Genomic DNA, 25,554 nt, shown 5'->3' on the forward strand with positions numbered 1-25,554 from the left:
AATGGAGTTCCCCCTTTAGCTTTTAATATATTTTTCTATTTCTTCAGGTTTAATATTTTTAATGAAGCTTTGTCCTATACTTTCTAGTAAAATAATATTCATACTTTTTCCTATATTTTTTTTATCCATATTCATAGCTTTAAAAAGTTCAGTTTTATTAATATCTGGCAGCTCATAAGGAAGATTGTATTTAGCAATGAGTTTTTTAAGTAAGGCTGAAGTACCTTCTTCAGTAATTTCAAGTTCTTCACTAGCTTCGGTGATTGCAGCCATACCTATTGCTACTGCTTCTCCGTGAGTGAATTTTTCATAGTTAAAGCATTTTTCAATTCCATGCCCTATGGTATGTCCAAAGTTAAGAAGCATTCTCTCTCCAGTATCTTTTTCGTCCTTTTCAACAACATCCTTTTTAATACTCAAGCAGGAATAAATAACCATATCTATATTTTGCAAAAGCTCTTCTTTTGTTTTGTATTGTAATAGGTTATAAAATAGCTCTTTATTTCTTATTGCTCCATATTTTATAACCTCTGCCATGCCATCATAGAAAACTCTATCCTTAAGGCTTCTTAACAAATCAGGGTCAATAAATACAGCAACAGGCTGATAAAAGCTTCCTATAAGGTTTTTTCCGTGCTTTGAGTTTACAGCCACTTTTCCTCCGATACTGCTGTCGATTTGAGCTAAAAGAGAGGTTGGGATTTGTATAAAAGGAATGCCTCTTAATATTATAGAAGCAGCAAATCCTCCTAAATCTCCAACAACTCCTCCTCCAAAAGCAATAATTAAATCTCCTCTTGTAAGGTTAAATTCTAAAAGTTCATCGCAAACCCTTTGAAGTACCTCAAAGGATTTGCTTTTTTCACCAGGCTCTATTATAATCATTTTGGTTATAAAATTTTCTTTAATTAAATTATTTTCAAGTTTCTGGCCATATAACTTTTCAACATTAGAATCAGTTATTATGGCTATTTTTTTATTTTTGTATATTTTTTTTATATTTTCTCCAATATTTTGGATAATTCCCTTCTCTATATATATTGGATAGGATTTATCAGGAAGATTTACGGTAAGTTTAAGCATTAAACTATCTCCTTTCTCCTTAAGTGAGCCTTTTCAAATTCAGATTTAATAAGGCTGCAGTTATTTTCTGCTATAGCATTTTTAAGTATCTTAATATTTTCTTCAAAAATCTCCAGTTTATTAATAATATTATCTCTATTTGAAGTTAAAAGTTCTGTCCATAAATCAGCATTTATCTGTGCCACTCTTGTGCTGTCTTTAAAGCTTCCTGCAGCAAATAAAGAAGTTTCTACGCCTAATAAATCACTGTTTACTAAGGCAACTGCCAGTATATGGGGAAGATGGCTTGTAAATGCTATAACTTCATCATGATGTTTTGGATCAATTCTAACGGTAGCTTTACAGCCCATACTCTTTACTATTCTTTCTAACAGCTGAATGTTTTCTTCTTTGTTTCTTTCTACAGGAGTAAATATATAGCTTGCTCCTTTAAATATATCCTTGGAAGCATAATTTAATCCTTGCTTTTCTCTCCCTGCCATAGGATGCCCTCCAATAAAATCCAAGTCTTCGGGAATAAAGGAATTAATATTATTAACTATTTCTTCTTTAATACCACCTACGTCTGTTATAATTGCCCCGGATTTAAAATCTTTTATGTGTTTTTTCACAAAATCTAAGGTTAATTTAGGATACAAGGCAATAATGACTATATCAGATTTTTTTAATGGTATTTCTGCTTCTTTATATCCTTTGTCAATGATTTTCATATTTAAAGCAGTATTAAGGGCGTTTTCATCTACATCAACAGCCCATAAATTTTTAGGTTTTAATTCCTTTAAAGCCATAGCATAAGAACCGCCAATAAGCCCAAGGCCAACTATAGTGATATTAAAGTCTAAGCCCTCCAATGCAATCACCTCATTATTTTATAAACTTCTGTCATTTACTTTTGCTATTTCTCTTAAAGAATTCATTAGAGAATCAAATCTTTCTGGCTTAATGGATTGTTCACCATCACATTTTGCATTTGCAGGGTCATTGTGCACTTCGATTATTAAACCGTCAGCTCCAACTGCTATAGCTGCTTTTGCAAGAGGTTCAACCATCCACCACATACCAGCGGCATGGCTTGGATCTACAATTACTGGAAGATGTGTTAATCTTTTGAGTGCAGGTATAGCGCTTATATCTAACGTATTTCTTGTGTAAGTTTCAAAAGTTCTGATGCCTCTTTCACAAAGAATAACATTTTGGTTTCCTTCTGCCATAATGTATTCTGCAGACATAATGAGCTCTTCAATAGTTGCAGAAAAACCTCTTTTTAAAAGAACTGGTTTATCAGTCTTTCCAACTTCTTTTAGCAAATCATAGTTTTGCATGTTTCTTGCACCTATTTGAAATACATCTGCATATTCTAACATTCCTTCAATCTGATTAACTGCCATAACCTCTGTTACAATAGGAAGACCTGTTTTATCTTTAGCAAGTTTTAAAAGCTCAAGCCCATTTTCTCTAAGTCCTTGAAAACTGTAAGGAGATGTTCTTGGTTTGTAAGCACCGCCTCTTAAAAAGGTTGCCCCTGATTCCTTTACTTGTTTAGCGATAGTAACAATCTGTTCTTCACTTTCAACGGAGCAGGGACCAGCCATAACAGCAATTTTATCTCCGCCTATAATGCTGTTTCCAACTTCAATAACAGTATCTTGAGGATGAAATTTTCTATTAGCAAGTTTAAAAGGTTCTTGTACACGAAAAACTCTATCTACAATTTCCTCTACTAAAAAATGATTTGGATCAAGCTTGCTTGTATCCCCTACCAGACCAAATATGGAGCAGTTTTCACCTTGAGTTCTGCTAACTTTAACTCCTAAGCTTTCTACTTTAAGTTTCAGCATTTCAATTGCCTCCTCTGTAGCTTCAGGTTTCATAATAATTACCATAAATGTAGCCCCCTTTATATTTTATAAATAAAAAAGGAAGACCCCAATGAGTCTTCCTTTTAATATGCTTATACGTTAAATCTAAATTATATAAAGCTGTTTACACACAAGCTGTATGTGTTTCTTTTCAAACTCATTAGAAAAGGATGCTTCAATATTTTTTTGTACGACAATAAACCAGCGCTAAAATAAAAGCCCCAGTAAAAATAAAAGCTAAAATAAAATTGTCCTACAAAATCCTTTCTAATTAAGTTTTCCATTTTGATTTCCTCCATTTTGAGAAATTCCAAATTTTATGTTTCAAAGTGTTATTGTTATTATAACACACACATTTAAAAAATCAATAGATTTTAGTAAAATAACATGAGAAAATTTCAAAAAATGAAGGATGCAGCTTTAACAAGCTGCATGAATTTTATTCTTCCACACTTTGATAAGTAAAAACTATAAAATCAAACTCTTCAGCATCAGTAATTTCACCATAGCTGTCTTCAGAAATACCTGGATAGTAGTATAGAACAAATTTTTCATCTGTTCTCATATTTTCAATGATTATATACTTCTGGTCTTTGGTTATATCCTGAAGAGTGGCAAGCACTTTGTATCTATCAGTTTCAGAAGTTCTGTCATTATTTAAAGTTAATACCCAATTGTCATGAAAGGTTACATTTATTCTTACATGATCGCAGTATACAATCCTTGAGTTTTCTCTGCAGCCTAAGCAGCCATCAAATTTATCTTCGCTGCAGTTTATATGAACACATTTGCTGCAATGCTCAAGTTGATTTAATGCATGACTGTTATCATGCTTATAAGAATTTAGTAACTTAATATACTTGCCGTCATCACTAAATAAGCTTAAAAAGCCTCCTTTTTTATTAACTTCTCTTTCAGCTGCTTCTATAAGATCAATATATTTTTTTAAAACTGGAAGCTTAGTTACATATTTTCTTTTGTTAAGCTGCTCCTTTTCTAAAAAAGGAGAAACATTGTCTATTGCATAGGTAAGGTCAACATAGACCTTACCATAATGCTCTTTTTCTTTCTTTAAAAAATCTTCTGCCTTACTCATATTTCACCTTACTGCTGTTTATATTTTTTCAGTTCTTCATCAAGGTCAATCTCTTCAAGCTTTTTAAACTCATTTTCCAAGGAGTTGTCTTCTTTAAGCTCTCCAAGGCCTTCAGCATAGGCTTCCTTTTTTTGAATCTTTCTTTCAATATCATTTAAGTTAATTTTATTATTTTTAGTATCAACATTTGCAAGTATTTCATTAACCTTTCCAGCAGCTTCAGCATTGTTATATCTTGCAGCAGCTTCATCTCTATATCTTCTTGTTTTTTCAATTTCTTCTTCAAGGTCTTTAAGTTTAGCTTTAACAGCTTCAGCTTTTGCGCGAGCATCATCATAGCTAACCTTTAGACTGTTATAACTTCTGTCAGCTTCAAGCTTCTTTTCAAGGGCTTTTTTTGCAAGCTCTTCATTACCTTTGCTCATAGCAAGTCTAACTTTAGCATCATAATCCTTTGATTCTTTTTCTGCATTTTGCATTTTCTTTTCAATTTCATGAACGTTTCCCAAGATTTGAGCAGAGGAAAGCTTAGCATTGTTTAAGCTCTCTTCCATATCCCTTATTTTTTGATCTAAAAGCTCAATTGGATTTTCCATGTTGTCTATTGCGTTATTAACTTTTGCTCTAAAAATGTTTGATAATCTGTTAAATACTCCCATTATTATTTTCCTCCTGAATTTTTATTTTTTAAAATCTTCTTCTTGAATTTTTAATTATTTTATAGATAATAATTAGGACAATAATTAAAAAAATAAGTCTTAATAAATCTGAAAAGAAACCGCCTATTCCGGAGCTGTAGCTTCCATAATATGAGGGACCGTAATATCTGTGAGAGCCCCAAGGTATTGGTATAGGCAAAATACTTCTTTTACTGCTGCTTGAGTTATAGTTTGGTGTAGTAGTATTAGTGTTAGTATTGTTTGATTTTGTACTGCTGGATGACTTTGGTGTACTAAAAATACCTGATTTAAATCCTCCTGAAGAAGATTTGCTGCTGGAGCTGCTAGAGCTGGTGGAGGATTTTGGTTTGCCAAAGCTTCCAGATTTAAAACTGCTAGATGATGAGGATTTAGATGTAGTACTTTTAAAACTTCCAGATTTAAAGCTGCTGGTTGTTCTAGGTGCTGCATATACAATGTTGTTTGTGCTTCCACTTGTAAAGGTATTTATTGTTCCTGGTATGATAAAGTCAACAGAAACAAATAAGAAAGCTAGTAATAAAATAAATAAAAAGCGCTTTTTATTATTAATTTTTTACACCCCCAAGAAGATTAATACAATTATATATATATTATACAACTTATCTGGAAAAAATTATATTGAATATGTATTAATCAAATCATGTTTTTATTATATAGTATATAATACTGTATTACAAATTTAAAAATAACTTATATAGCATGAATTACAACTATTTATTACAAAAATATAACAAAAACTCGATAAATCTTTAATTAGCTCATTATTGATTCATATTTTACAAAAATTCTTCGTTAGTTATAACTTGTAATAAGTTTATATATACCTTATAATATAAGTATATTGAAAGTTTAAAATTGTAAAATATTATCAAAACTTTAATGTAATATAAAAGCTTAACAGGAGGCGTAAAGATTGATAATCTTTACGTGCTTTTAAGGAATACAGGAGGGATTTAAATGAAAAAGGAAAATAAATTTAATATTGACTTTATTAAAAGTTTAGCAGCAGAAATAGCACAAAATGCCATAGTTTCTTATGAAGATTTGCCCCGTTATGATTTATTTCTATCTCAAGTAATCGATTTTTTAAATGATAGATTTGAAGATGAAAAGTACACAAGCAATATAGTTCAAAACTATATAAAAGGTGAAGTCATTTCAAAACCTGATGATGGTAAAAAAAGAGGTTATACAAAAGAGCATCTAGCACAGCTTGTTCTTTTAAGTTATATGAGACCTATTTTAACTACAGAGGAAATAAAAAAAGTTTTTGCCCTTGCTTTTAATAATATAAACAACAGAGCAGATGATATTTTATCCTGGGAGAATGCTTATAAAATATTTTCTGATTTTCAAAAGGAAGTATTTGATAACTTCTTATCAGAAAACAACTTTAAAGAAGAAAAGCTTAAGAAGATAATAAAAGAAAGCAATTTAAAAGGTACAGATGAAGAGAGAATTTTAGTATTTCTTACGGTTATGACCTTAATTGCACAGGCTAGTGCTATTAAAAAGCTGGCTAAGAAAATAGTGGATGGATATAATCAGGAATAAAAGAAAAAGCAGTTGGAAAGGGGAACACCAACTGCTTTAAAAATCTATTTTATTATAAAGGGGGTTTTTTTCTTCTCTATATTTATATATTAAGTTATAAATATGAAGATTTTATGTACATATTGAATATTCTTTGTTAAGATTTATAAAAACATTGGATAAAATCCACTTCTGTGAAAAAAATAAATTATATATGGGAGATATAGTTTTACGAGAGGTGGAAAAGCATGAAGGAAAGATTTATTAAAGATATAAGAAATGATAAATATATAGAAGGCAGCTTTATGATAATGAAAAAGCTTGCTAGAGAAGGGAAAACTATAGTTGCTATTATTGGAGATAAAACTGGTGATATTAAAGCGTACATACCGGAAAATGAAGAAGAGATTAAAGTAGGGGATGTAATATATATAAAGGGAGTCAATGAGGCAGGACTTCAGGTCAGTGAATACAAAAAGGAAACGGGATTTGATTTAAATGATTATCTGCCAGCTTTAAGCAAACCAATTGATGATATTATGGATGAAATAGAAGATATATCCCTAAGAGAATTTAAAAGTGTAGAGTGTATGGCTTTAAACGACTACTTTTTTAAAAACAAAAGCTTTGTTGATAGATTTGTAAGAGGAATTGGGGGACTTAACCAGCATCATAATTATATAGGCGGTTTGGCTGAGCATACTTTAAATGTTATGTATTTGACTAAGGTAATGGCTTATAGATATGATTGCAGATATAAAGATTTGGCAATACTTGCTGCAAAGCTTCATGACATAGGGAAAATAGAAGAATATAGTGTAGAAGGTCCATTTTCTGTATCTATGAGAGGTGAGATGGAAGGGCATATAGTAATAGGTGTTACTATGATAGAAGAAGCTTTTAAAAAAGGCGGCAATATATACAGTGAGGATTTTAAACACAGAATAAAAGGCTGCATTGTTCAGCATCATGGCAAAGAAGAATATGGCTCTCCTAAGGCTCCAAATACAGAGGAAGCTTTTATAGTCCATTATGCGGATTTTGTTGATGCAACCTTTAATAAAATAGGTCAGGTAAAAGATACAGCAGAACCAGGAACTTGGTCGGAATACGATAGAAGAATTGGAACTAGATTATATATTTGATTATATACCGAGTAAATCTGGCATTTGCTGCATATATACCTATTGAGGTGATAAATTATGGATGCAATAGTTAGTTTAATAGGCAATGTAGGATTTCCTATAGCTGTGTCTATATATCTTTTAGTTAGGATAGAGAGCAAGCTTGAGAGTCTTACAAACAGTATTAATAATCTATCCAGCGTCATAAATACAATGCAAAAGTAATATGTTGAAAATGAAGCTTGTACTTATGAAAAAATTCAAAAAAGCAGGCTGGAATTTGGGGGAACTTATGAAAAATCAAGGTTCATGAATAAGTAACTGTATATTCATAATTTCTTAATATTATCCTGTTATACTAAACATAGAAGTTAGATCCCCCTTAGATATAATTTCTAAAATAAATTGATGCTAGACTTGTTCTGGCATCTTTTTTTGTTGTATAATGAATGAATAACAAATCAAAAAGTTAATAATTTTAAAATTCCGAAATATGAATAAGAGTTATAACGATTTATAAATATATTTATGTATAACGAGAAATACTAGGGGGTTAGGCTGTGAATTACAGGAAAGATTTTTTAGGAAACGTGAAAAGGGTGGTAGTTAAGGTAGGAACTTCTACACTTACTCATTCCAGCGGACTTTTAAATTTAGCCCGTATAGAAAGCTTGGTCAGGCAGCTTGCGGATTTACATAATCAAAACCTTGAGGTTATATTGGTTACCTCAGGAGCGGTAGGAGCAGGCATGGGAAAGCTTGGACTTAAAATAAAACCTAAGACTATTCCGGAGAAGCAGGCTGCAGCAGCTGTAGGGCAAGGAATACTTCTTCATATGTATGAGAAGATATTTTCTGAGTATGGAAAAACTATTGCTCAAGTGCTTCTTACAAAGGATGACTTTTCAAACAGGAATAGATTTTTAAATGCCAGAAATACCTTTTTTGCTCTTTTAGAGCAAGGTGTTATACCTATAATAAATGAAAATGATGCCGTAGTAGTAGATGAGATAAAGGTAGGAGATAACGATACTTTGTCAGCTCTGGTAGCAAGCTTGGTAGAAGCTGATCTTCTTATACTTTTATCTGATATTGATGGATTATATGATGATAATCCAAATACAAATCCAGCTGCTAAGCTTATTTCTTTTGTGGAGGTTATAAATTCAGATATAGAAAAGGCAGCAAGCGGTGCTGGTACAAAATTAGGTACAGGAGGTATGACTACAAAGTTAAGTGCAGGAAAGATTGCTACAGCTTCTGGAACAGCTATGGTTATTGCTAATGGTGCAAAGCCGTCTATACTTCAGGAAATTATCGACTGCAAAGAAGTGGGGACTTTATTTAAACCTAAGGAGCATCCGCTGCAGGCTAAGAAACACTGGATTGCATATAGTACAGATATTAGCGGCAGAGTTTTTGTGGACGAAGGAGCAGAAAAGGCTCTTATAAAGGAGCAGTGCAGTCTTTTGTCAAGCGGAATATGCAAGGTGGAAGGCTGTTTTAGTGATGGCTCCGTAGTGTCTATATATAACTTAAGCGGCAGAGAAATTGGAAGAGGAGTAATAAATTATTCTTCTTCAGAACTGGAACTGATACAAGGAAAAAGGTCCAGGGATATAGAAAAGGTATTGGGGCATAAACATTTTGATGAAGCAGTACATAGAAATAATATGGTAATATTCTAAAAAGGGGGCAAATATAAATGGATATTAAAGCTTGTATTGCAGAAAAAGGGAAATTAGCAAAGGCAGCAGCAAGAGGACTTGCAAGCTGCGAAACAAATGTAAAGAACAAAGCTCTTCTTAATATGGCTGAAGCACTTCTTGAAAATGCACAGGTAATTTTAGCTGCAAATGAAAAGGATATGGAAGCGGGCAGAGCAAAAGGTTTATCAAAAGCAATGCTTGACAGGCTTATGCTTAATGAAAAAAGAATTGCAGATATGGCAGAAGGAGTAAGGCAGATAGCTTCCTTAAGTGATCCTATAGGTGAAGTTACAAAGATGTGGAAAAGACCAAATGGAATACAGATAGGCTCAATTAGAGTTCCTTTAGGTGTAATAGGTATTATTTATGAAGCAAGACCAAATGTAACTGTAGATGCTGCAGCCCTTTGTATAAAGGCAGGTAATGTAGTACTGCTTCGCGGAGGTTCAGAAGCAGTAAATTCTAATAGAGCTCTTGCAGAGGTTATTTCAAAAGCTACAATAAAAGCAGGACTTCCTGAAAACTCTATTCAATATATTGATATAATAGATAGGGAAGCAGTTAATGTAATGCTTAGACTTAATGAATATATTGATGTGCTCATACCAAGAGGTGGAGCAGGGCTTATAAGGACTGTTGTAGAAAATGCTACAGTTCCTGTTATAGAAACAGGTGTAGGAAACTGTCATGTGTATGTAGATTCTGATGCAGATTTAAAGATGGCAGAGGAAATAGTTATAAATGCAAAAACTCAGAGACCGGCAGTCTGCAATGCTATGGAAACACTGCTTATTCATAAAGACTGCTATGAGGAATTTTTAAAAAGTCTGGCACCTAGACTTATAGAGCTTGGAGTAGAGATAAGAGGCTGTGAAAGAACAAAAGCTTTAGTTAATGAAGCTGCAGCTGCCTGTGAAGAGGACTGGAGAGTAGAGTATCTTGATTTAATATTGGCTGTTAAAGTTGTAGACTCCTTAGATGAAGCTTTAGATCATATATATAAATACGGAACTAAACATTCAGAAGCTATAATAACTAACAACTATTTTAATTCTCAAAGATTTTTAAAGGAAGTAGATGCTGCAGCTGTATATGTTAATGCTTCTACAAGATTTACAGACGGATTTGAGTTTGGTTTTGGAGGAGAGATAGGTATAAGCACTCAAAAGCTTCATGCAAGAGGACCTATGGGTCTTGAACAGCTTACTACTAACAAGTATATAATATACGGAGAAGGACAGATACGTAAGTAATGAAAGGACAGTATGCTTAAGTGTACTGTCTTATTTTAACAAGCAATATTATTATAAGAATTATAATAATATTTTAATTTTTTTTACAAATATATAAATATGAAATTTCTATGTTACAATTTTTATAAGGGTTGTAAAAAAACTGTATAAACTTATAGAAAGAAGGATGGGATTTGGTTAGCGATTTTGTATCTGATTTGAGAAAGGAATTTAAGGGTTACAATGGAACTGCGTTTATTAAGGATTTGTTTTCTGGACTTACTGTTACTGCTGTAGCACTTCCTCTTGCTTTGGCTTTTGGTGTAAGCAGTGGTGCTACTGCAGCTTCTGGAATGATAACGGCGATTTTTGCAGGTATAGTTATAGCGCTTTTAGGAGGAGCTTCCTATCAAATATCAGGACCAACTGGAGCTATGACTGCAGTGCTTATACCTGTTGCAATGAAATATGGTATACAAGGAATACTTGTGGCAGGATTTTTATCTGGAGCTATTTTGTTTATAGCAGGTTTATTAAAGTTTGGACGAATAGTAAATTATATACCTATGCCTGTTATAACTGGTTTTACTTCAGGAATTGCTGTTATTATAGCACTTGGACAAATAGACAACTTGTTTGGAACAATAAGTAAAGGTGAAAATGCTGTAGAGAAGATTATATCTTACTTTAATCTAGGGTTTAAACCTAATTTTTCAGCACTAAGTATAGGAGTGCTTGTTATAATTATTATGCTTATATGGCCTAAAAAGTTAAATGCTGTTTTTCCATCATCTCTTGCGGGGATAATAGCTGCAGTTATTGTAAGTTTTGCAGCAAATCTTAATGTAGCTGTAGTTGGAGAAATACCTGCTAAGCTTATATTAGACGATAGATTAAGTTTATCTTTTCTTACAATAGATAAAGTAAAAGAGCTTATCATGCCTGCCATAAGCATTGCAGCTTTAGGAATGATAGAAAGTCTTCTTTGCGGAGCAGCTGGGGGAAGGATGAAGAATGAAAAGTTAAATGCAGGTAAAGAACTTATAGCTCAAGGTATTGGGAACATGATTATACCGCTTTTCGGAGGTGTGCCTGCTACAGCAGCTATAGCAAGGACAAGTGTTGCTATAAAGTCAGGGGCTCAGACTAGGTTAACTTCAGTAATTCATTCAGTTGGGCTTATAATATCTATGTTTTTATTAGCTCCAGTAATGTCAAGAGTACCACTTTCAGCTCTTGCAGGAGTTTTAATGATGACTGCATGGAGAATGAATGAGTGGGAAAGTATTAAAAATATATTTAGCAAAAAATTCAGGGGAGCTATATGGAAGTTTATTCTTACCATGACAGCAACTATAGTTTTTGATTTAACTCTAGCAATAATTATTGGAATTATATTTTCACTTATTTTATTTGTTGTGAGAATTTCAGATATTGATATAACAATAAGCGATGTATATCCTGAAAAACTGTCTATAAAACATATTGATGTGAAAAGGTTGAAAAATGCAAAAGTAGTGTATTTTACAGGTCCGCTGTTTTTCGGTACAGCAGAAAGGCTTTCTGTCATGCTGTCTGAATTAGAAAATGTAAGCCTCGTGATTTTATCAATGCGTGGTATGCCTATGATAGATATTTCGGGTGCGCTGGTTCTTCACGAATGTATAAAGGAATTAAGAGAAAAAGGTATCAGGGTTGTTTTTTCAGCTGTACATCCAAAGGTTGCTGATATGCTTAAAAAGACAGATCCTTCTAACGTTATAGGGGATGAAAATATATTTTGGAGTACAGATGAGGCTATTGAGGCAATGCTTGAAAGAGAAGCTGTATAAAATTCAATATACACAAAACAGAGCTATGGGCTTAAAATAAGCACATAGCTCTGTTTTTATATAATAGGAAATTTCAGCAAAGTAAGTATTAATTCTTTTCTCCCTGCAGTTTTGTTAAGTTTAAAAGTCCTCCCGCAAGAAGCATTTGTTTTTGTCTTTCTGTAACATTTAAAAGCATTCTGTATTTTCTGCCCTTAGTTATATTGTCAACTTCTACTACACCAGCTTTAATTTGCTCTTCAGCATTCTTTATTAAAAGTTCGTCAAGCATATCTATATCATCATAATCCTTTTCGTTTTCGAAAACTAAAGGAAGTATACCGTTGTTTATAAGATTTGCCATGTGAATTCTAGCAAAGGATTTAGCCAAAACTGCTTTAACTCCAAGATATAGAGGAACTAGTGCAGCGTGTTCTCTGCTGGAGCCTTGTCCATAATTACTTCCGCCAAGTATGAAACCTCCTCCAAGTTCTTTTGCCTTCTTTGGAAAATCCTTGTCAGAAGGAGTTAAGCAATAGTCTGATAAATAAGGTATATTAGATCTAAATGGTAACAGTTTTGAATTTGATGGCATAATGTGGTCTGTTGTTATATTGTCTGAAACCTTTGTTAATACTTTGCCTGCTATTTCGCTGCTAACAGCTTTTCCTTGAGGGAATGGCTTTATATTGCTTCCTCTGACTACTTCTACAGTAGTTCCGTCTTCAGCAGGAGGTACTACAAGGTTGTCGTTGATTAAGAATTCTTTAGGAAGCTCTACGTTAATAGAATCTCCTAAGGTTCTTGGATCTGTTATATATCCTGTAAGCGCAGAAGCAGCAGCAATTTCAGGACTAACCAGGTAAACTTTGGCTGAGGTGGTTCCAGACCTTCCTTCAAAGTTTCTGTTAAAAGTTCTTAATGATACTGCATCTTCTGCTGGTGACTGTCCCATGCCTATGCAAGGTCCGCAGGCTGATTCTAAAACTCTGGCTCCTGATGCAATTATAGAAGCTAAAGCACCGTTTTGAGCAAGCATTGTTAGAACCTGCTTAGAGCCTGGTGAAACTGCTAAGGAAACATGCTCAGCGATAGTCTTTCCTTCAAGTATTTTTGCAACTTTCATCATATCCATGTAAGATGAGTTTGTGCAGCTTCCTATAAGAACTTGATTTACCTTAACATCTTTAAGGTCACTTACTTTAACTACATTATCAGGACTATGAGGAAGAGCAATCATCGGTTCTAAAGAGTCTAAATCTATTACTACTTCTTCGTCATAAACTGCATCATCGTCAGCCTTTAATTCTACATAATCTTTTTCTCTTCCTTGAGCTTTTAAAAACTCGTAAGTTGCTTCATCGCTAGGGAATATGGAAGTAGTAGCTCCAAGTTCTGCACCCATATTTGTGATTGTAGCTCTTTCAGGAACAGACAAGCATTTAACGCCTTCGCCGGTATATTCAAATATTTTGCCCACTCCGCCTTTAACTGTCAGTCTTCTTAAAAGCTCTAATATTATATCTTTTGCGGCAACCCATGGACGAAGCTTGCCTTTAAGAGTTACTTTTACTATTTTAGGCATATTGATATAATAAGCACCGCCGCCCATAGCAACAGCTACGTCAAGTCCCCCGGCACCAATTGCAAGCATTCCGATTCCTCCGCCGGTTGGTGTATGGCTGTCAGAACCGAGTAAGGTTTCTCCTGGAACTCCAAATCTTTCTAAATGAACCTGATGGCATATTCCATTACCTGGCTTTGAAAAATAAATTCCATATTTTTTTGCAACGGATTGTATATAAGCATGGTCTCCTGCGTTTTCAGGGCCAGTCTGCAAAGTATTGTGGTCAATATATGCTACGGATCTCTTGGTTTTAACCTTGTCAATTCCCATGGCTTCAAACTGAAGATAAGCCATGGTACCTGTAGAATCCTGTGTTAATGTCTGATCTATTCTTAAGGCAATTTCTTTGCCCTGTACCATTTCTCCTTCTAAAAGATGTGCTTTAATAATCTTTTGTGCTAAATTTAAGCCCATTGCTACTCCCCCTATGTTAGTGTTAATTATTGTTATGGCAGATTATTTGCCAAAGCAGCGAAAATAAAGAAAATATGTGAACCGGAGTTTAAACTTTTGTTAAACGTCCTGCTTGTGTAACATATTTTCTTTAGTATATCAGTAGATTAAAAATACTAGCTCGCTCTTTCTCCTTTAGTGTTAAAAACTTCAGGAATATACTTTTCTACTAAAAGTTCAAGTTCCTCATTAGTGATAATAGTAGTTCTGCCGTTTTCGTATTGCTCGTCTACCCATTCTTTTATAAGTTTAACTCTTAAATCTTTTTTATCTATTTTATTTTCATCTTTAAGCCTGTAATAGGTATTTATCCAGGCTGCAATACCGGCAAGGCCAGAATATTCATTTACAGCTACTACTACAGGTCTATCTAATATTTTTTCAGTATCAAATATATTATATATTTCTTCATCTTTCAAAACTCCATCTGCATGTATTCCGGCTCTTGTTACATTAAATTCGCTTCCTACAAAAGGAGTTCTAGAAGGTATATTGTAATCAAATTCACTTTGAAAGTACTCGGCTATTTCAGTAATTATATTTAATTTCATTTTCTTTGTGTTGCCTTTAAGCTGTCCATACTCTATAACCATAGCCTCAAGAGGACAGTTACCGGTTCTTTCTCCAATACCAAACAAGGTAGTGTTTATTGAGGCACAGCCATATAACCAAGCAGTTGAAGCGTTAGAAACCACACCGTAAAAATCGTTATGGCCATGCCATTCCAGCCATTCTGATGGAACGCCTCCATGGTGTCTTAGGCCATGCATAATTTTTTGAACGCTTCTTGGAAGGGAAGCTCCGCTATGAGAAACCCCAAGTCCTAAAGTATCGCAGGCGCGTATTTTTATCTTGTTACCAGATTGCTTAGCTAATTCCATAAGCTTTTGAACAAGAGGAATAACAAAACCAAAAAAATCTGCCCTTGTTATATCTTCAAGATGACATCTTGGCGTAATTCCATTAGCTAGTGCGTCCTCTGCAATAGATAAGTATTTATTCATAGCTTCCTCTCTGGTCATGTTAAGCTTTTTAAATATGTGATAATCAGAGCAGGACATAAGAATACCTGTTTCTTTTATCTCCATACTTTTTACAAGCTTAAAATCTTCTTTACTAGCTCTAATCCAAGAAGTAACTTCAGGAAATTTGTAGCCTGAAGAAAGGCACTGATAAGCAGCTTCTCTATCTTTATCAGTATATAGAAAAAATTCCGTCTGTCTAATAATACCCGAATTATTATCTAATTTATGAAGATAAGAATAAAGTCTAACCATTTGCTCCACGGTAAAAGGAGAAACTGATTGCTGACCATCTCTAAAGGTAGTATCTGTTATCCAGATATCCTCAGGCATATCAATAGGAACTTGAATATTATCAAAAGTTACTTTAGGAAGTTCGCTATAAGGGAATATATCCCTATAAAAATTTGGTCCATGCATACGTTCGCTAAATGTTTTATAAAAATTATTAACCATGAAACCCCCTCCTCTAAATCTGAAAATGAAAATTTGCATTCCAAAATTGCAAAGTATGATATTTTTGTAATTTAAATTTCAAATTTCTCAATTTAACATTAATTACTCTGTAAAGCGTTTAGACACAATCCTTTATTATATAGTACATTATATCATAGAAATTTTAATTTGAAAACACATATTTTATAAAAAATGCAAGTTTAATATATTAAAATTTCATAGAGTGAAATATCTATATTTATTATTGCATTATGGAAAAATGTTTAATAATTAGATTTAAAGGAAAAAGCATACCCTAACAAGTAAAAATTGTTAAGATATGCTTCATTAATTTTCTTCATTAATTTTAATATTTAGCTGCAGCTTCCACCGAGGTTATTTGGGTTATAGACATCAAAGGAATCTCCAAATATACCTTTTCTGTGAACTACCTTTACATTTTCAAAAATAAAGGAAATGTCTTTTTCAGCTACAAACTTAATTCCGTCTACTTCTACAAAGTCGTCATCTTCCTTTTGTTCATCCAGAACAACTCCAAAGGTTGGGCCGCCTCAGCCAAAGCCTCTGATTGCAAGCCTTACTGCTTCCTTATTTCTCTTTTTTAAGTTGTCAAGTAAGGCTTCTTTTGTTGAATCATCAATAATGATATTCATAAAACTCCCTCCTTACCCTATAGGGGTATAATAACAATATAATTATATTGTTTTACATTTATTATGTCAAATATTTAAGAAAAAATTAAGAATAAATAAGTAATCGGTGAATTGGAAGTTATTCATAAAAACTATATTTGCATAAATATTCAAAGTTAAAATATAAATTTTTAAAACTTTCTATGTAAAATGTTGAAAATAAAAGAACTTGCAAATTATACTTATAATAAATAAATGAATAAATATAAATTTTTTCGTTGACAATGAATTATTATACATGTATTATAAAAATATAAAGAATTTACGGGGGGCTTATCATGTTCAATTTAAAAAATAGAAGTTTTTTGACACTTTTAGATTATTCTCCAAAGGAAATAGAATTTCTGCTAAATTTATCTGCTGAACTTAAGAAAGCAAAATATGCAGGTTGTGAAAAACAAAAGCTAAAAGGTAAAAATATAGTATTATTATTTGAAAAAGACTCTACAAGAACAAGATGTGCTTTTGAAGTTGCAGCTTACGATCAGGGTGCTCATGTTACTTATCTTGGGCCTACAGGCAGCCAGATGGGTAAAAAGGAGTCTATTAAAGATACAGCTAGAGTTTTAGGAAGAATGTATGATGGAATTGAATATAGAGGATTTTCACAAAAAACAGTTGAAGATTTAGCTAAGTATTCTGGTGTTCCGGTATGGAATGGATTAACAGATGCTGATCATCCTACTCAAGTTTTAGCCGACTTTTTAACAGCAAAAGAACATTTAAATAAACCTTATAAAGAAATGGTGTGGGTGTATGTAGGTGACGGAAGAAACAATGTAGCCAATGCTCTTATGATTGGCGCGGCTAAAATGGGGATGGATTTTAGAATAGTGGCTCCAAAAGAGCTTTTTCCAGTAGAGGAGCTTATTAATAAATGTTTAGATATTGCAAATGAAACTGGGGCGAAGATAACTTGCACGGATAATATAGAAGAAGGAGTTAAGGGTGCAGATGTAATTTATACTGATGTCTGGGTTTCCATGGGAGAGCCTGATTCTGTATGGGAAAAAAGGATTAAGCTTTTAAAGCCCTATCAAGTAAATATGGAAATGTTAAAACTTACAGGAAATCCTAATGTAATATTTGAACATTGTCTTCCATCCTTTCATGATTTAAATACAACAGTAGCAATGAAAATATATGAAAAATTTGGGTTAAAGGAAATGGAAGTTACGGATGAAGTGTTTGAAAGCAGATATTCTGTAGTGTTTGATGAAGCGGAAAACAGAATGCACACAATAAAGGCTGTTATGGTGGCTACGTTAGGAATGTAAAAATATACTTAAACTTTGCATAGATGAAACATGCATAAAGCTTTTATAAATAAGAGACTCCAATTAATTTAAAGGGAGTCTCTTATTTTAAATTTTTAATATTACTCTGCAGAAAGTCCAGCGATATTTAGGAAATTCCAAGGCTTATTAAAATGTGGTTGGAAGAAGAAATCAACAAATCCTAATTCGTCTACAGTCATTTTATTTTGAATACACACTGATAAAGTATTTATAGCTTGAGTTAAATCTGCTTTTGATGCTATTTGAGCTCCTAGTATTCTCCTTGACTCTCTTTCATATACAAGCTTTACTTTAACTGATTCATAGGTTGGCATAAACTCCGGTCTATAATTTTCATCCACAATGACAGTTTTTATATCAAAACCTGCTTTAATGGCTGATTCTTCTGTAAGGCCGGTGGCAGCAAAATTATAATCATAAATTTTTATGCCGGAAGTTCCTTGCGTACCTATATACTTAGTTGTTGGTTTTACCAAGTTTCTAGCTACTAAAGTGCCCATTCTTACAGCGTTGGTTGCAAGAGGTATATATTCTCTTTTTCCTGTTGGATTATAAATTACAGCACAGCTGTCTCCTGCAGCATATATATCTTCTGCGCTTGTTCTCATATATTCATCTACTATAATTGCTCCATTTGGCAGCATATCAATTTTATCCTCAAATAACTCTGTATTTGGTTTAAAACCTATACACAAAATAACTAAATCCGCTTCGTACTGTCCTTTATCTGTTACAACCTTTGAAACCTTGCCGTTTACTCCCTCAAATCTCTGCACCGTTTCACCTAGTGCCATTTTAATGTTGTGGCGCCTTATCTCCTCTTCTGCAATCGCAGTAAATTCTGCATCAAAATACTTGCTCAAAATTCTATCTAAGCTATCAATAAGAGTAACATTCTTACCATTAGATTCAAAAGCTTCTATTAACTCTACTCCAATATACCCGGCTCCAATTACTACAATATTCTTAGCAGTTTTAGATTTTTCTATTATTATGTTTGAATGATAGTAATTCTTTGAAAGTAATATATTTTCTAAATCTATACCTTCAATCTTTGGTATAATTGGCCAAGATCCAGTTGTTACAATAAGTTTGTCATAAGTATCTTCAAAGATTTCATCATTTCGCAAATTCTTTACCTTTATCTTTTTGTTATTTATATCTACATCTAATACGTCATGCTCCATTTTTGTTGTTACACCTAATTTTTCAAGAGCTTCAGGGGAACTGTAAAAAAGTCCCATAGGATCTTTTACTATTCCACCAACATATAATGCGATACCACAGGATAAAAATGAAATATTGTTATTTCTTTCATATACAGTTATTTCTGCTTCAGGATAAAGTTTTACAGTATTTATTATTGCAGCTGTTCCTGCATGGGTACATCCTATTACTATTACTTTCATATGTAATTCATCCTTTCTAAATACATTTGTATTATATATCTATTATATATTGTTTAATAACAAATATCAAATGATATTTGTTATTATATTATTTTTTTTATTGCTTTTAGAATAATCATCAAATTTATCAGTTATTCTTTTAAAATTAAGTCAGCTACTGTTGATGTGAATTAGATTCATTTATTTCATTATTACATTAAAATAAAAAAAGAGTAGTTATATTACCTGTATTTAGGATATACTACTCATATTTTTTTATTTTCTTCTAAATATAATAAAGTATCTATTCTTTTTCTTAATACTTTATATATGTCCTCGATATCTTCATTAATTTGGTAAACTAAATGAATAGTATCTTTTAATTTAGATTCTTTGGCATGAACAGTTATAGAGGTTGCAAGGGCGTTAGATGAGTTAACCAGATTGAGAGACAGTGTACTTAATTGATATAAAATTATAAGTAATGGATTTATATTGTTATCAAAATAATTAAGCTGTAATGGGTTAAGTGGAAGCTTGGTTAAGTTATCTTTAATGGAATTAATATTCTGAAGTATATTATTTGCTATATTAAGTTGTTCTGCGGTATATGAGGTTCCTGAAATATTATTTGCAGGATATTGTGGCTCTGAAGATTCAGCAGGTTCACTTTCAAAGGCTCCATTAGTATTATTTATATTAGATTGTTTATTATTATTCTCCATAAGGTCCTCAAAAACAAATTATATATATATTTATATATAAAAGCTTTGCTGTTTTATTACTAAATTTGATATTTTTATAAAATTAATATAAACGAAACAAGCCAGTCATATCGCTGAATTGTTATATGGCTGACTTGTTATACAATTTATTTAGTATTTTTAATAAATCTTATCTATATCATAACCATGTTCGTTTAAAGCTCTAACTATTTCATCTATATGTTCGTGTCCGTTGGTTTCTACAGTTACCTCAAGAGCCACATACTTTAATCTGTCAATAGCTTTAAACTGATTATGATCAAGTTTAATAACATTGGCCTGCTTATCTGCTAAAATTTTTGATATTTGAAGGAGCTGTCCAGGGGTATCTTTAAGCTTAACAGAGAAACAGAATATTCTTCCTCTTGAAATAAGTCCATGGTTTAAAAGTTCTGCCATTGTTACAACGTCTATATTTCCGCCGCTTATTAAAGAAACTACCTTTTTACCTTTAAAATTCAATCTGTTTAAAGCAGCCAGTGACATTACTCCTGTTGCCTCTGCTACAAGCTTATGCTTTTCCAGAAGAACATAAACAGCTTCTGTAAGTTCATGGTCGGTTACGGTAACTATATCATCTACATAATTTTTTATTACCTGAAAGGTTTTTTTGCCTGGATTTTTCACAGCTGCACCTTCTGCAATGGTATCTACGCTTTCCGCACAGATAAGTTTTCCGTTTTCAAAGGAACATTTTACAGGGTTTGCTCCTTCAGATTGAACGCCGATAACTTTTATGTCAGGGTTAATAGATTTAGCTGCTACTGCTACTCCGCTTATAAGTCCGCCGCCGCCCACAGGAACTAATATAGCATCCACATCCTTTAATTCTTCAATTATTTCAAGTGCTATAGTTCCTTGACCTGCCATTACGTCTACATCATCAAACGGGTGAATAAAGGTGTATCCATTTTCTTTTTCCAGTCTTTTAGCTTCTTCATAAGCTTCATCATAAATTTTTCCTTTAAGAACTACTTTAGCCCCATAGTTTCTAGTGGCTTGCACCTTTATAAGAGGTGTGGTTTCAGGCATAACAATTGTTGCTTCTATTCCAAGTCTGCTGGCTGCATAAGCAACGCCTTGAGCATGATTCCCTGCGGAAGAAGCTATTAATCCTTTTGCCTTTTTATCAGCACTTAATTTGGAGATTTTATTCAGTGCTCCTCTTAGTTTAAAAGCACCGGTTACTTGAAGATTTTCTGGTTTTATATAAACTTCATTTCCGCTTTCTCTGCTGTATTCTGGACTGTATATTAATTTAGTGTTTATACATATATCCTTAATCCTATCTCTTGCTTCTAACACATCTTTCAAAGTTAAATATACTTCTTCATCGTTTACTGCAACATTTTCTTTCATAATATTATATCCCCCTTTTTTATGTTCATTGAAAAATTATAACATAAAAGCTGTTGTTTTATAAGAGGTTTGAACTAAATTTAAAAAAGGGTATAATTTATTTAATTTTATAGAAGAATATTAAATAGAGAGTATTCTATGAGAAAAGTAGGGATTGCATATAATATGCTAAGTCCTATGGTGTTGCTTCTTTTCTTATGGAGTGCTCTTTTTTTATGATATATAGCAGTTAATTGTTGATAAAATATTTTTTAGGATAATCCTTTTATGTAAATTATAGAAAAGCAGGGCTTTTATTAGAGCCTTGCTTTTGAAATTTTATTTATTAGTATATTTCCTGTTTGTAAACTCAATAAATTTATCTGAAAGATAAGGGTCAAACTGTGTTCCTTTATATTTTTCTATCTCTTTTAAAGCATCTTCAATTTTAAATTTTTCCCTATAAACTCTTTTTATAGTCATAGCACAGAAGCTGTCTGCAATTTGAATAATTCTGGCTGAAAGAGGGATATCTTCTCCTTTAATGCCATAGGGATAACCTTTGCCGTCATATCGTTCATGGTGATATCTTATACCTTCTAGAAGGCTCTCAGGAAGCCCAAACACTGATAATATAGCAATTCCTAACAGCACATGAGATTTAACTGTAGTATATTCCTCATTAGTAAGCTTTCCTCTTTTTCTTAATATATCATTTGATACTAATATTTTACCTATATCGTGAAGCCAAGAGGCTATATTTATATCGTTTATTTGCTCATAAGGCAAGTCCAAATATTTTGCAAAACTTACTGCATATTGAACAACAAATTGTGAGTGTACATAACTGTAAATGTCTTTTTCGCAAAGTACATGAAGAAGTTTTTTATACTCCTCGTTTAAAACTTCTTCAAAGGATTTATCTATTATTATTCCTTGACATTGCTGCTTATTATAGTACATGTTAACTTCAGCACGATGTAGAAGTTCCTGTATATTTATAGATTGGTTTTCAGTATATGTCATACCTGCAGAAACAGCAATCTTTACGGGTGTAAGTTCTTTATCTACATTAAAATATCTGTTTTTCAAATCCTCTGTCAGCTTATTTAATAAATTTTCAGCTTCTTTTTTATTTAAATTTTCTACTAGAATAACAAATTCGTCACCGCCAAGCCTTCCTACTATACCTTTATATTCTAAAACAAAATTTTTTAGAGCATTTGATATTTGAGATAATAACTCGTTTCCTATAAAATATCCAAAAGTATCATTTATCTGTTTAAAATGATCTATGTCAATGACATAAGCAGTAAGTTTTCCACCTTTACTAATAATGCTGTCTCCTAGTTCTAATATATAGTCTAAGGTTGCTACTTTTGTTAAACGGTCAGTTACACATAATTGCTCGTACATATTTTTTTTACAAATGATTTTTTTAAGTTTGCAAAATACAGCATATTTTATAGTACTTATTGTTACTGATAGTTTTTTAATTGGTATTTTATCCATTTAATTAACCCCCAAAATTTATTTTATACGTCTATCTTTTGTTTGTTTTATAATATGATGGACTAGTCTTATTGTTACTTTTAAAATTTTCAATTAAAAATTAAAGGATACAAAACTAATTTGCATCCTTTAACTATTGGGGCTTTTTATTTTTGCAGTACAGAATTTAAAAAAGCTAAAAAGTTATCTAAGTCTGAACTGAGTTCATTAAGAGTAGCATATCTATTTTCTAATGCCTTTATTGCTTTATTTAATTGGTTAATACCAGAAGTATATTTTTTTGCTTGAATTTGCCTGTTGGCAGATTTTAAGCTTTTCCACATAATTTTTTGCTGCTCAGATATTTGCATTAAATGGCTCATAATAATTTCCATGTGACCGTTTACCTGATTTTCAAGAACATCTTGAGGTATAACTGTAATTTTAGGTATTTTTACTAGTAAATCTCCTACTTGGCTGCTTTTTTTCTCTACTATTTTTTCCAGTTCTTTATTCTTTTTCTGCAGTTCCTTAATTAGTGCTCTTTTTTCTTCTATTATTGAAAGTTTTGAAGTTTCATCCTCAGAAGGAGCTGAAGGCTGTGCTTTAACTAAGCTGAAAGAGCAAAATAAAATTATAAATAGTGACAAAGAAAAAATTTTCCATTGTTTCATCAGGATGCCCCCTTTGGCTTTAACTAATCAATTTTAGCTTGCCACTAAAAAGGCGGTTTATGTCAGGGAGCTTAAGGTATAGGAGCAATATATTATACTGATTTCCATTTTTGATCAAAATAAGCCCCCGAAATGGGAGCTTAAAAAAACTATTTCAGCCCGCTTACTTTTCCTTTAAGTGCCTTTAAGCGTCCGTTTACATAATCAATAAGCTGGCTTTTGTTGTCTTTCAGGCTGTTAGGAGCACTTGAAATTATGGATATAAGATCTAGAATATTAGCTTTTACAGTATCAGAAATTTCATAGGCAAGAAGTTTATTTTTTGTTTTCCAATACACATTATTAAATTCATCTGCCTGTCTTTTAGTATAGTATCCTTCTTCAATTCCGTATTGAAATAAATCTGCAGCAGATTCTAATTCTTCTATATCCTCAGATTTTGTAGTTTCATCAATAAGAGTTTCAAATGATTTCATTTTTTAGCAACCCCTCTTTTTTAATGATAAGCATATTTTTAACTAATCTTATATTTCATATACTGGAGTATATTAGAAATAAGAATTAGGTTAAAATAATCAATGAAATAAGTCTACCATAAAGTTATAAATTTATAAAGTAAAAAATTATTATCTGTCTGATATCTTTAACATATTGCAAAAAATTATGTATTAGGAGGCTTTTCTACTTATCAGCTATTCTTAGTATATGTTATAATAAATACTATATTTGCAAAAATAACTGGGGCATAAAGATTAATAATCTTTGTGTACTTATAAGGAATACAGGGGGGAATTGCTATGCCTATAAAAATACAGGATGATTTGCCTGCGGCTGAGATTCTAACTAACGAAAATATATTTGTAATGTCTGAAGATAGGGCATTTCATCAAGATATAAGACCTTTAAAAGTTGCTATTTTGAATTTAATGCCTACCAAAATTGCAACAGAGGTTCAGCTTTTAAGACTTATAGGAAATACGCCTTTGCAAATTGAAATTGAATTACTTCATCCTAAAACTCATATGTCAAAAAATACTCCAGAAGAACATCTGACAAAATTTTACAAAAGTCTTGATGAAGTAAAACATGAGAAGTTTGATGGACTTATTATTACTGGAGCACCGGTAGAGCAGATGGAATTTGAAGAAGTTAATTACTGGGAAGAATTAAAGGAAATAATGGAATGGAGTAAGCATAACGTATATTCAACCTTTCATATTTGCTGGGGGGCTCAGGCAGGACTCTACTATCATTATGGAATACCCAAATATCCTTTAAAAGAGAAAATGTTTGGAGTTTTTGCACATAAAATCAATCAAAAGAATGTAAAATTAATGAGAGGGTTTGATGATGAATTTTATGTTCCTCATTCAAGACATACGGAAATTAGAAGAGAAGATATAGAGAAAGTGGAAGAACTGACTATATTATCAGAATCAGAGGAATCTGGAATTTATATTGTTGCAACAAAAGGAGGAAGACAAATTTTTGTTACAGGACACTCAGAATATGATCCTCTTACATTAAAGTCAGAATATGATAGAGATATAAATAAAGGTTTAGATATTAAAGTGCCTAGAAACTATTTTAAAAATGATGACGTTAAAAATGAGCCCATAGTAAGATGGCGGGGGCACGCTAATTTGTTATTTTCAAACTGGCTAAACTACTATGTTTATCAGGAAACACCATATGACTTAAATCAATTAGATTAATAATGTGACTTATATTCTTAAATTGCGGAAACATTTGGAATTGTTGCGCAAAATCCTTATTTAGTATATAATATAAGTATCATATAAATAAGGAGTGAGTTTATGGAGAGTGGCGTCAGTTGGCAGGAGGCGGTTTTAATTTCAAAACTTCATTACCCAAACGCTGAAAAGTCAACTATTTTATACTTTGCTAAACAGATATATGCTGCAAGGTATAAGGCTAATCCTAACAAACAAGCAGAAAAAATTGAAAAACCAGTCAGAAAACTAAAGGAAAGATATATATTACAAGGTGCTAGTATTTAGCACCTTTTTTTGAGATGTTTTAGAACCATTAGGGACAGTTCTCAAATATTCCGTATAGAATAACAATTGTTATTTATGGTAAGAATATCAACAAAACAAACTAAGGAGTTGATATTAATGCCTAGAACAAAGCGTATTAAAAGCTATGATTCAATCTATCATGTTATGGTTAAAAGTATAAG

23 protein-coding genes are annotated in these 25,554 nt (G+C 32.3%); 10 read left to right on the forward strand and 13 right to left on the reverse strand.

The window, feature by feature from the left end; all coding sequences use genetic code 11:
* Window positions 1–15: 15 nt before the first annotated feature.
* The 5 genes from aroB to M2651_RS11330 form a co-directional block, all read right to left on the reverse strand.
* A complete protein-coding gene (gene aroB, locus M2651_RS11310) occupies window positions 16–1,083 on the reverse strand; it encodes a 3-dehydroquinate synthase (RefSeq protein ID WP_252132456.1) in 1,068 nt (355 codons plus the stop codon).
* On the reverse strand, window positions 1,083–1,943 hold the full coding sequence (locus M2651_RS11315) for a prephenate dehydrogenase (protein WP_350338299.1): 861 nt from the start codon (window positions 1,941–1,943) through the stop codon (window positions 1,083–1,085). Before M2651_RS11315 ends, aroB begins: the two co-directional genes overlap by 1 nt.
* Window positions 1,944–1,952: 9 nt before the next feature.
* Window positions 1,953–2,966 carry a 3-deoxy-7-phosphoheptulonate synthase gene (gene aroF / locus M2651_RS11320; protein ID WP_252132458.1) on the reverse strand — a complete coding sequence of 338 codons (1,014 nt, stop codon included), beginning with the start codon at window positions 2,964–2,966 and terminating at the stop codon, window positions 1,953–1,955.
* A 415-nt stretch (window positions 2,967–3,381) separates the two neighbouring features.
* On the reverse strand, window positions 3,382–4,038 hold the full coding sequence (locus tag M2651_RS11325) for a DUF1292 domain-containing protein (protein WP_252132459.1): 657 nt from the start codon (window positions 4,036–4,038) through the stop codon (window positions 3,382–3,384).
* A gap of 8 nt (window positions 4,039–4,046) precedes the next feature.
* Complete coding sequence (locus M2651_RS11330) at window positions 4,047–4,697, reverse strand: PspA/IM30 family protein (protein WP_252132460.1); 651 nt, start codon at window positions 4,695–4,697, stop codon at window positions 4,047–4,049.
* A gap of 248 nt (window positions 4,698–4,945) precedes the next feature.
* On the opposite strand from M2651_RS11330, the gene M2651_RS11335 reads away from it, so the two are divergent.
* The 7 genes from M2651_RS11335 (at window position 4,946) to M2651_RS11365 (ending at window position 12,169) form a co-directional block, all read left to right on the forward strand.
* Entirely contained in the window at window positions 4,946–5,422 is a 477-nt protein-coding gene (locus M2651_RS11335) for a hypothetical protein (RefSeq protein ID WP_252132461.1), read from the forward strand.
* A 274-nt stretch (window positions 5,423–5,696) separates the two neighbouring features.
* On the forward strand, window positions 5,697–6,293 hold the full coding sequence (locus tag M2651_RS11340; RefSeq protein ID WP_252132462.1) for a DUF1836 domain-containing protein: 597 nt from the start codon (window positions 5,697–5,699) through the stop codon (window positions 6,291–6,293).
* A 227-nt stretch (window positions 6,294–6,520) separates the two neighbouring features.
* Window positions 6,521–7,417: an HD domain-containing protein gene (locus M2651_RS11345; protein WP_252132463.1), complete on the forward strand. Its 897-nt coding sequence runs from the start codon at window positions 6,521–6,523 to the stop codon at window positions 7,415–7,417.
* Between the two features lie 57 nt (window positions 7,418–7,474).
* The gene (locus M2651_RS11350; RefSeq protein ID WP_252132464.1) at window positions 7,475–7,621 is read left to right on the forward strand and encodes a YvrJ family protein; all 147 of its coding nucleotides are present in this window, start codon (window positions 7,475–7,477) and stop codon (window positions 7,619–7,621) included.
* 335 nt (window positions 7,622–7,956) lie between these two features.
* Window positions 7,957–9,084: a glutamate 5-kinase gene (gene proB, locus M2651_RS11355; protein WP_252132465.1), complete on the forward strand. Its 1,128-nt coding sequence runs from the start codon at window positions 7,957–7,959 to the stop codon at window positions 9,082–9,084.
* A 17-nt stretch (window positions 9,085–9,101) separates the two neighbouring features.
* Entirely contained in the window at window positions 9,102–10,358 is a 1,257-nt protein-coding gene (locus M2651_RS11360) for a glutamate-5-semialdehyde dehydrogenase (RefSeq protein ID WP_252132466.1), read from the forward strand.
* 173 nt (window positions 10,359–10,531) lie between these two features.
* Window positions 10,532–12,169 carry a SulP family inorganic anion transporter gene (locus tag M2651_RS11365; RefSeq protein WP_252132467.1) on the forward strand — a complete coding sequence of 546 codons (1,638 nt, stop codon included), beginning with the start codon at window positions 10,532–10,534 and terminating at the stop codon, window positions 12,167–12,169.
* Between the two features lie 88 nt (window positions 12,170–12,257).
* On the opposite strand, the gene M2651_RS11370 is transcribed toward M2651_RS11365, so the two are convergent.
* The gene (locus tag M2651_RS11370; RefSeq protein WP_252132468.1) at window positions 12,258–14,189 is read right to left on the reverse strand and encodes an aconitate hydratase; all 1,932 of its coding nucleotides are present in this window, start codon (window positions 14,187–14,189) and stop codon (window positions 12,258–12,260) included.
* 155 nt (window positions 14,190–14,344) lie between these two features.
* Entirely contained in the window at window positions 14,345–15,706 is a 1,362-nt protein-coding gene (locus tag M2651_RS11375) for a hydroxymethylglutaryl-CoA lyase-like TIM-barrel protein (protein WP_252132469.1), read from the reverse strand.
* Window positions 15,707–16,676: 970 nt separating this feature from the next.
* Here M2651_RS11375 and argF point away from each other — a divergent pair.
* On the forward strand, window positions 16,677–17,675 hold the full coding sequence (gene argF / locus M2651_RS11380; protein WP_252132470.1) for an ornithine carbamoyltransferase: 999 nt from the start codon (window positions 16,677–16,679) through the stop codon (window positions 17,673–17,675).
* Window positions 17,676–17,776: 101 nt separating this feature from the next.
* Here the strand turns inward: argF and M2651_RS11385 are convergent, their stop codons facing one another.
* The 6 genes from M2651_RS11385 to M2651_RS11410 all read right to left on the reverse strand — a co-directional run bounded on the left by M2651_RS11385 (window position 17,777) and on the right by M2651_RS11410 (window position 23,827).
* Window positions 17,777–19,105, reverse strand: coding sequence for a CoA-disulfide reductase (locus tag M2651_RS11385; RefSeq protein ID WP_252132471.1), 1,329 nt, complete (start codon window positions 19,103–19,105; stop codon window positions 17,777–17,779).
* 245 nt (window positions 19,106–19,350) lie between these two features.
* A complete protein-coding gene (locus M2651_RS11390) occupies window positions 19,351–19,809 on the reverse strand; it encodes a hypothetical protein (RefSeq protein ID WP_252132472.1) in 459 nt (152 codons plus the stop codon).
* A gap of 159 nt (window positions 19,810–19,968) precedes the next feature.
* Complete coding sequence (gene ilvA / locus M2651_RS11395) at window positions 19,969–21,207, reverse strand: threonine ammonia-lyase (protein WP_252132473.1); 1,239 nt, start codon at window positions 21,205–21,207, stop codon at window positions 19,969–19,971.
* A 318-nt stretch (window positions 21,208–21,525) separates the two neighbouring features.
* Window positions 21,526–22,698 (reverse strand): diguanylate cyclase, encoded by a 1,173-nt coding sequence (locus M2651_RS11400; protein WP_252132474.1) that lies wholly within the window; start codon window positions 22,696–22,698, stop codon window positions 21,526–21,528.
* A 146-nt stretch (window positions 22,699–22,844) separates the two neighbouring features.
* Complete coding sequence (locus M2651_RS11405; protein WP_252132475.1) at window positions 22,845–23,351, reverse strand: coiled-coil domain-containing protein; 507 nt, start codon at window positions 23,349–23,351, stop codon at window positions 22,845–22,847.
* Window positions 23,352–23,500: 149 nt separating this feature from the next.
* Window positions 23,501–23,827 carry a hypothetical protein gene (locus tag M2651_RS11410; protein WP_252132476.1) on the reverse strand — a complete coding sequence of 109 codons (327 nt, stop codon included), beginning with the start codon at window positions 23,825–23,827 and terminating at the stop codon, window positions 23,501–23,503.
* A gap of 321 nt (window positions 23,828–24,148) precedes the next feature.
* On the opposite strand from M2651_RS11410, the gene metA reads away from it, so the two are divergent.
* Entirely contained in the window at window positions 24,149–25,066 is a 918-nt protein-coding gene (gene metA / locus M2651_RS11415; RefSeq protein ID WP_252132477.1) for a homoserine O-acetyltransferase MetA, read from the forward strand.
* Window positions 25,067–25,168: 102 nt separating this feature from the next.
* Complete coding sequence (locus M2651_RS11420) at window positions 25,169–25,372, forward strand: hypothetical protein (RefSeq protein WP_252132478.1); 204 nt, start codon at window positions 25,169–25,171, stop codon at window positions 25,370–25,372.
* Window positions 25,373–25,554: the final 182 nt, after the last annotated feature.

It is taken from the genome of Clostridium caldaquaticum (assembly GCF_023806125.1).
GTDB classification, from domain to species: domain Bacteria; phylum Bacillota; class Clostridia; order Clostridiales; family Clostridiaceae; genus Clostridium_AT; species Clostridium_AT caldaquaticum.

Coding starts and splice junctions, on each gene's coding strand:
- metA (WP_252132477.1), top strand. CDS start 24,149: ATGCCTATAAAAATACAGGATGATTTGCCTGCGGCTGAGATTCTAACT.
- ilvA (WP_252132473.1), bottom strand. CDS start 21,207: ATGAAAGAAAATGTTGCAGTAAACGATGAAGAAGTATATTTAACTTTG.
- M2651_RS11390 (WP_252132472.1), bottom strand. CDS start 19,809: ATGGAGAATAATAATAAACAATCTAATATAAATAATACTAATGGAGCC.
- M2651_RS11325 (WP_252132459.1), bottom strand. CDS start 4,038: ATGAGTAAGGCAGAAGATTTTTTAAAGAAAGAAAAAGAGCATTATGGT.
- M2651_RS11375 (WP_252132469.1), bottom strand. CDS start 15,706: ATGGTTAATAATTTTTATAAAACATTTAGCGAACGTATGCATGGACCA.
- aroF (WP_252132458.1), bottom strand. CDS start 2,966: ATGGTAATTATTATGAAACCTGAAGCTACAGAGGAGGCAATTGAAATG.
- M2651_RS11420 (WP_252132478.1), top strand. CDS start 25,169: ATGGAGAGTGGCGTCAGTTGGCAGGAGGCGGTTTTAATTTCAAAACTT.
- M2651_RS11405 (WP_252132475.1), bottom strand. CDS start 23,351: ATGAAACAATGGAAAATTTTTTCTTTGTCACTATTTATAATTTTATTT.
- M2651_RS11345 (WP_252132463.1), top strand. CDS start 6,521: ATGAAGGAAAGATTTATTAAAGATATAAGAAATGATAAATATATAGAA.
- M2651_RS11370 (WP_252132468.1), bottom strand. CDS start 14,189: ATGGGCTTAAATTTAGCACAAAAGATTATTAAAGCACATCTTTTAGAA.
- M2651_RS11340 (WP_252132462.1), top strand. CDS start 5,697: ATGAAAAAGGAAAATAAATTTAATATTGACTTTATTAAAAGTTTAGCA.
- M2651_RS11400 (WP_252132474.1), bottom strand. CDS start 22,698: ATGGATAAAATACCAATTAAAAAACTATCAGTAACAATAAGTACTATA.
- argF (WP_252132470.1), top strand. CDS start 16,677: ATGTTCAATTTAAAAAATAGAAGTTTTTTGACACTTTTAGATTATTCT.
- M2651_RS11350 (WP_252132464.1), top strand. CDS start 7,475: ATGGATGCAATAGTTAGTTTAATAGGCAATGTAGGATTTCCTATAGCT.
- aroB (WP_252132456.1), bottom strand. CDS start 1,083: ATGCTTAAACTTACCGTAAATCTTCCTGATAAATCCTATCCAATATAT.
- M2651_RS11360 (WP_252132466.1), top strand. CDS start 9,102: ATGGATATTAAAGCTTGTATTGCAGAAAAAGGGAAATTAGCAAAGGCA.
- M2651_RS11385 (WP_252132471.1), bottom strand. CDS start 19,105: ATGAAAGTAATAGTAATAGGATGTACCCATGCAGGAACAGCTGCAATA.
- M2651_RS11330 (WP_252132460.1), bottom strand. CDS start 4,697: ATGGGAGTATTTAACAGATTATCAAACATTTTTAGAGCAAAAGTTAAT.
- M2651_RS11410 (WP_252132476.1), bottom strand. CDS start 23,827: ATGAAATCATTTGAAACTCTTATTGATGAAACTACAAAATCTGAGGAT.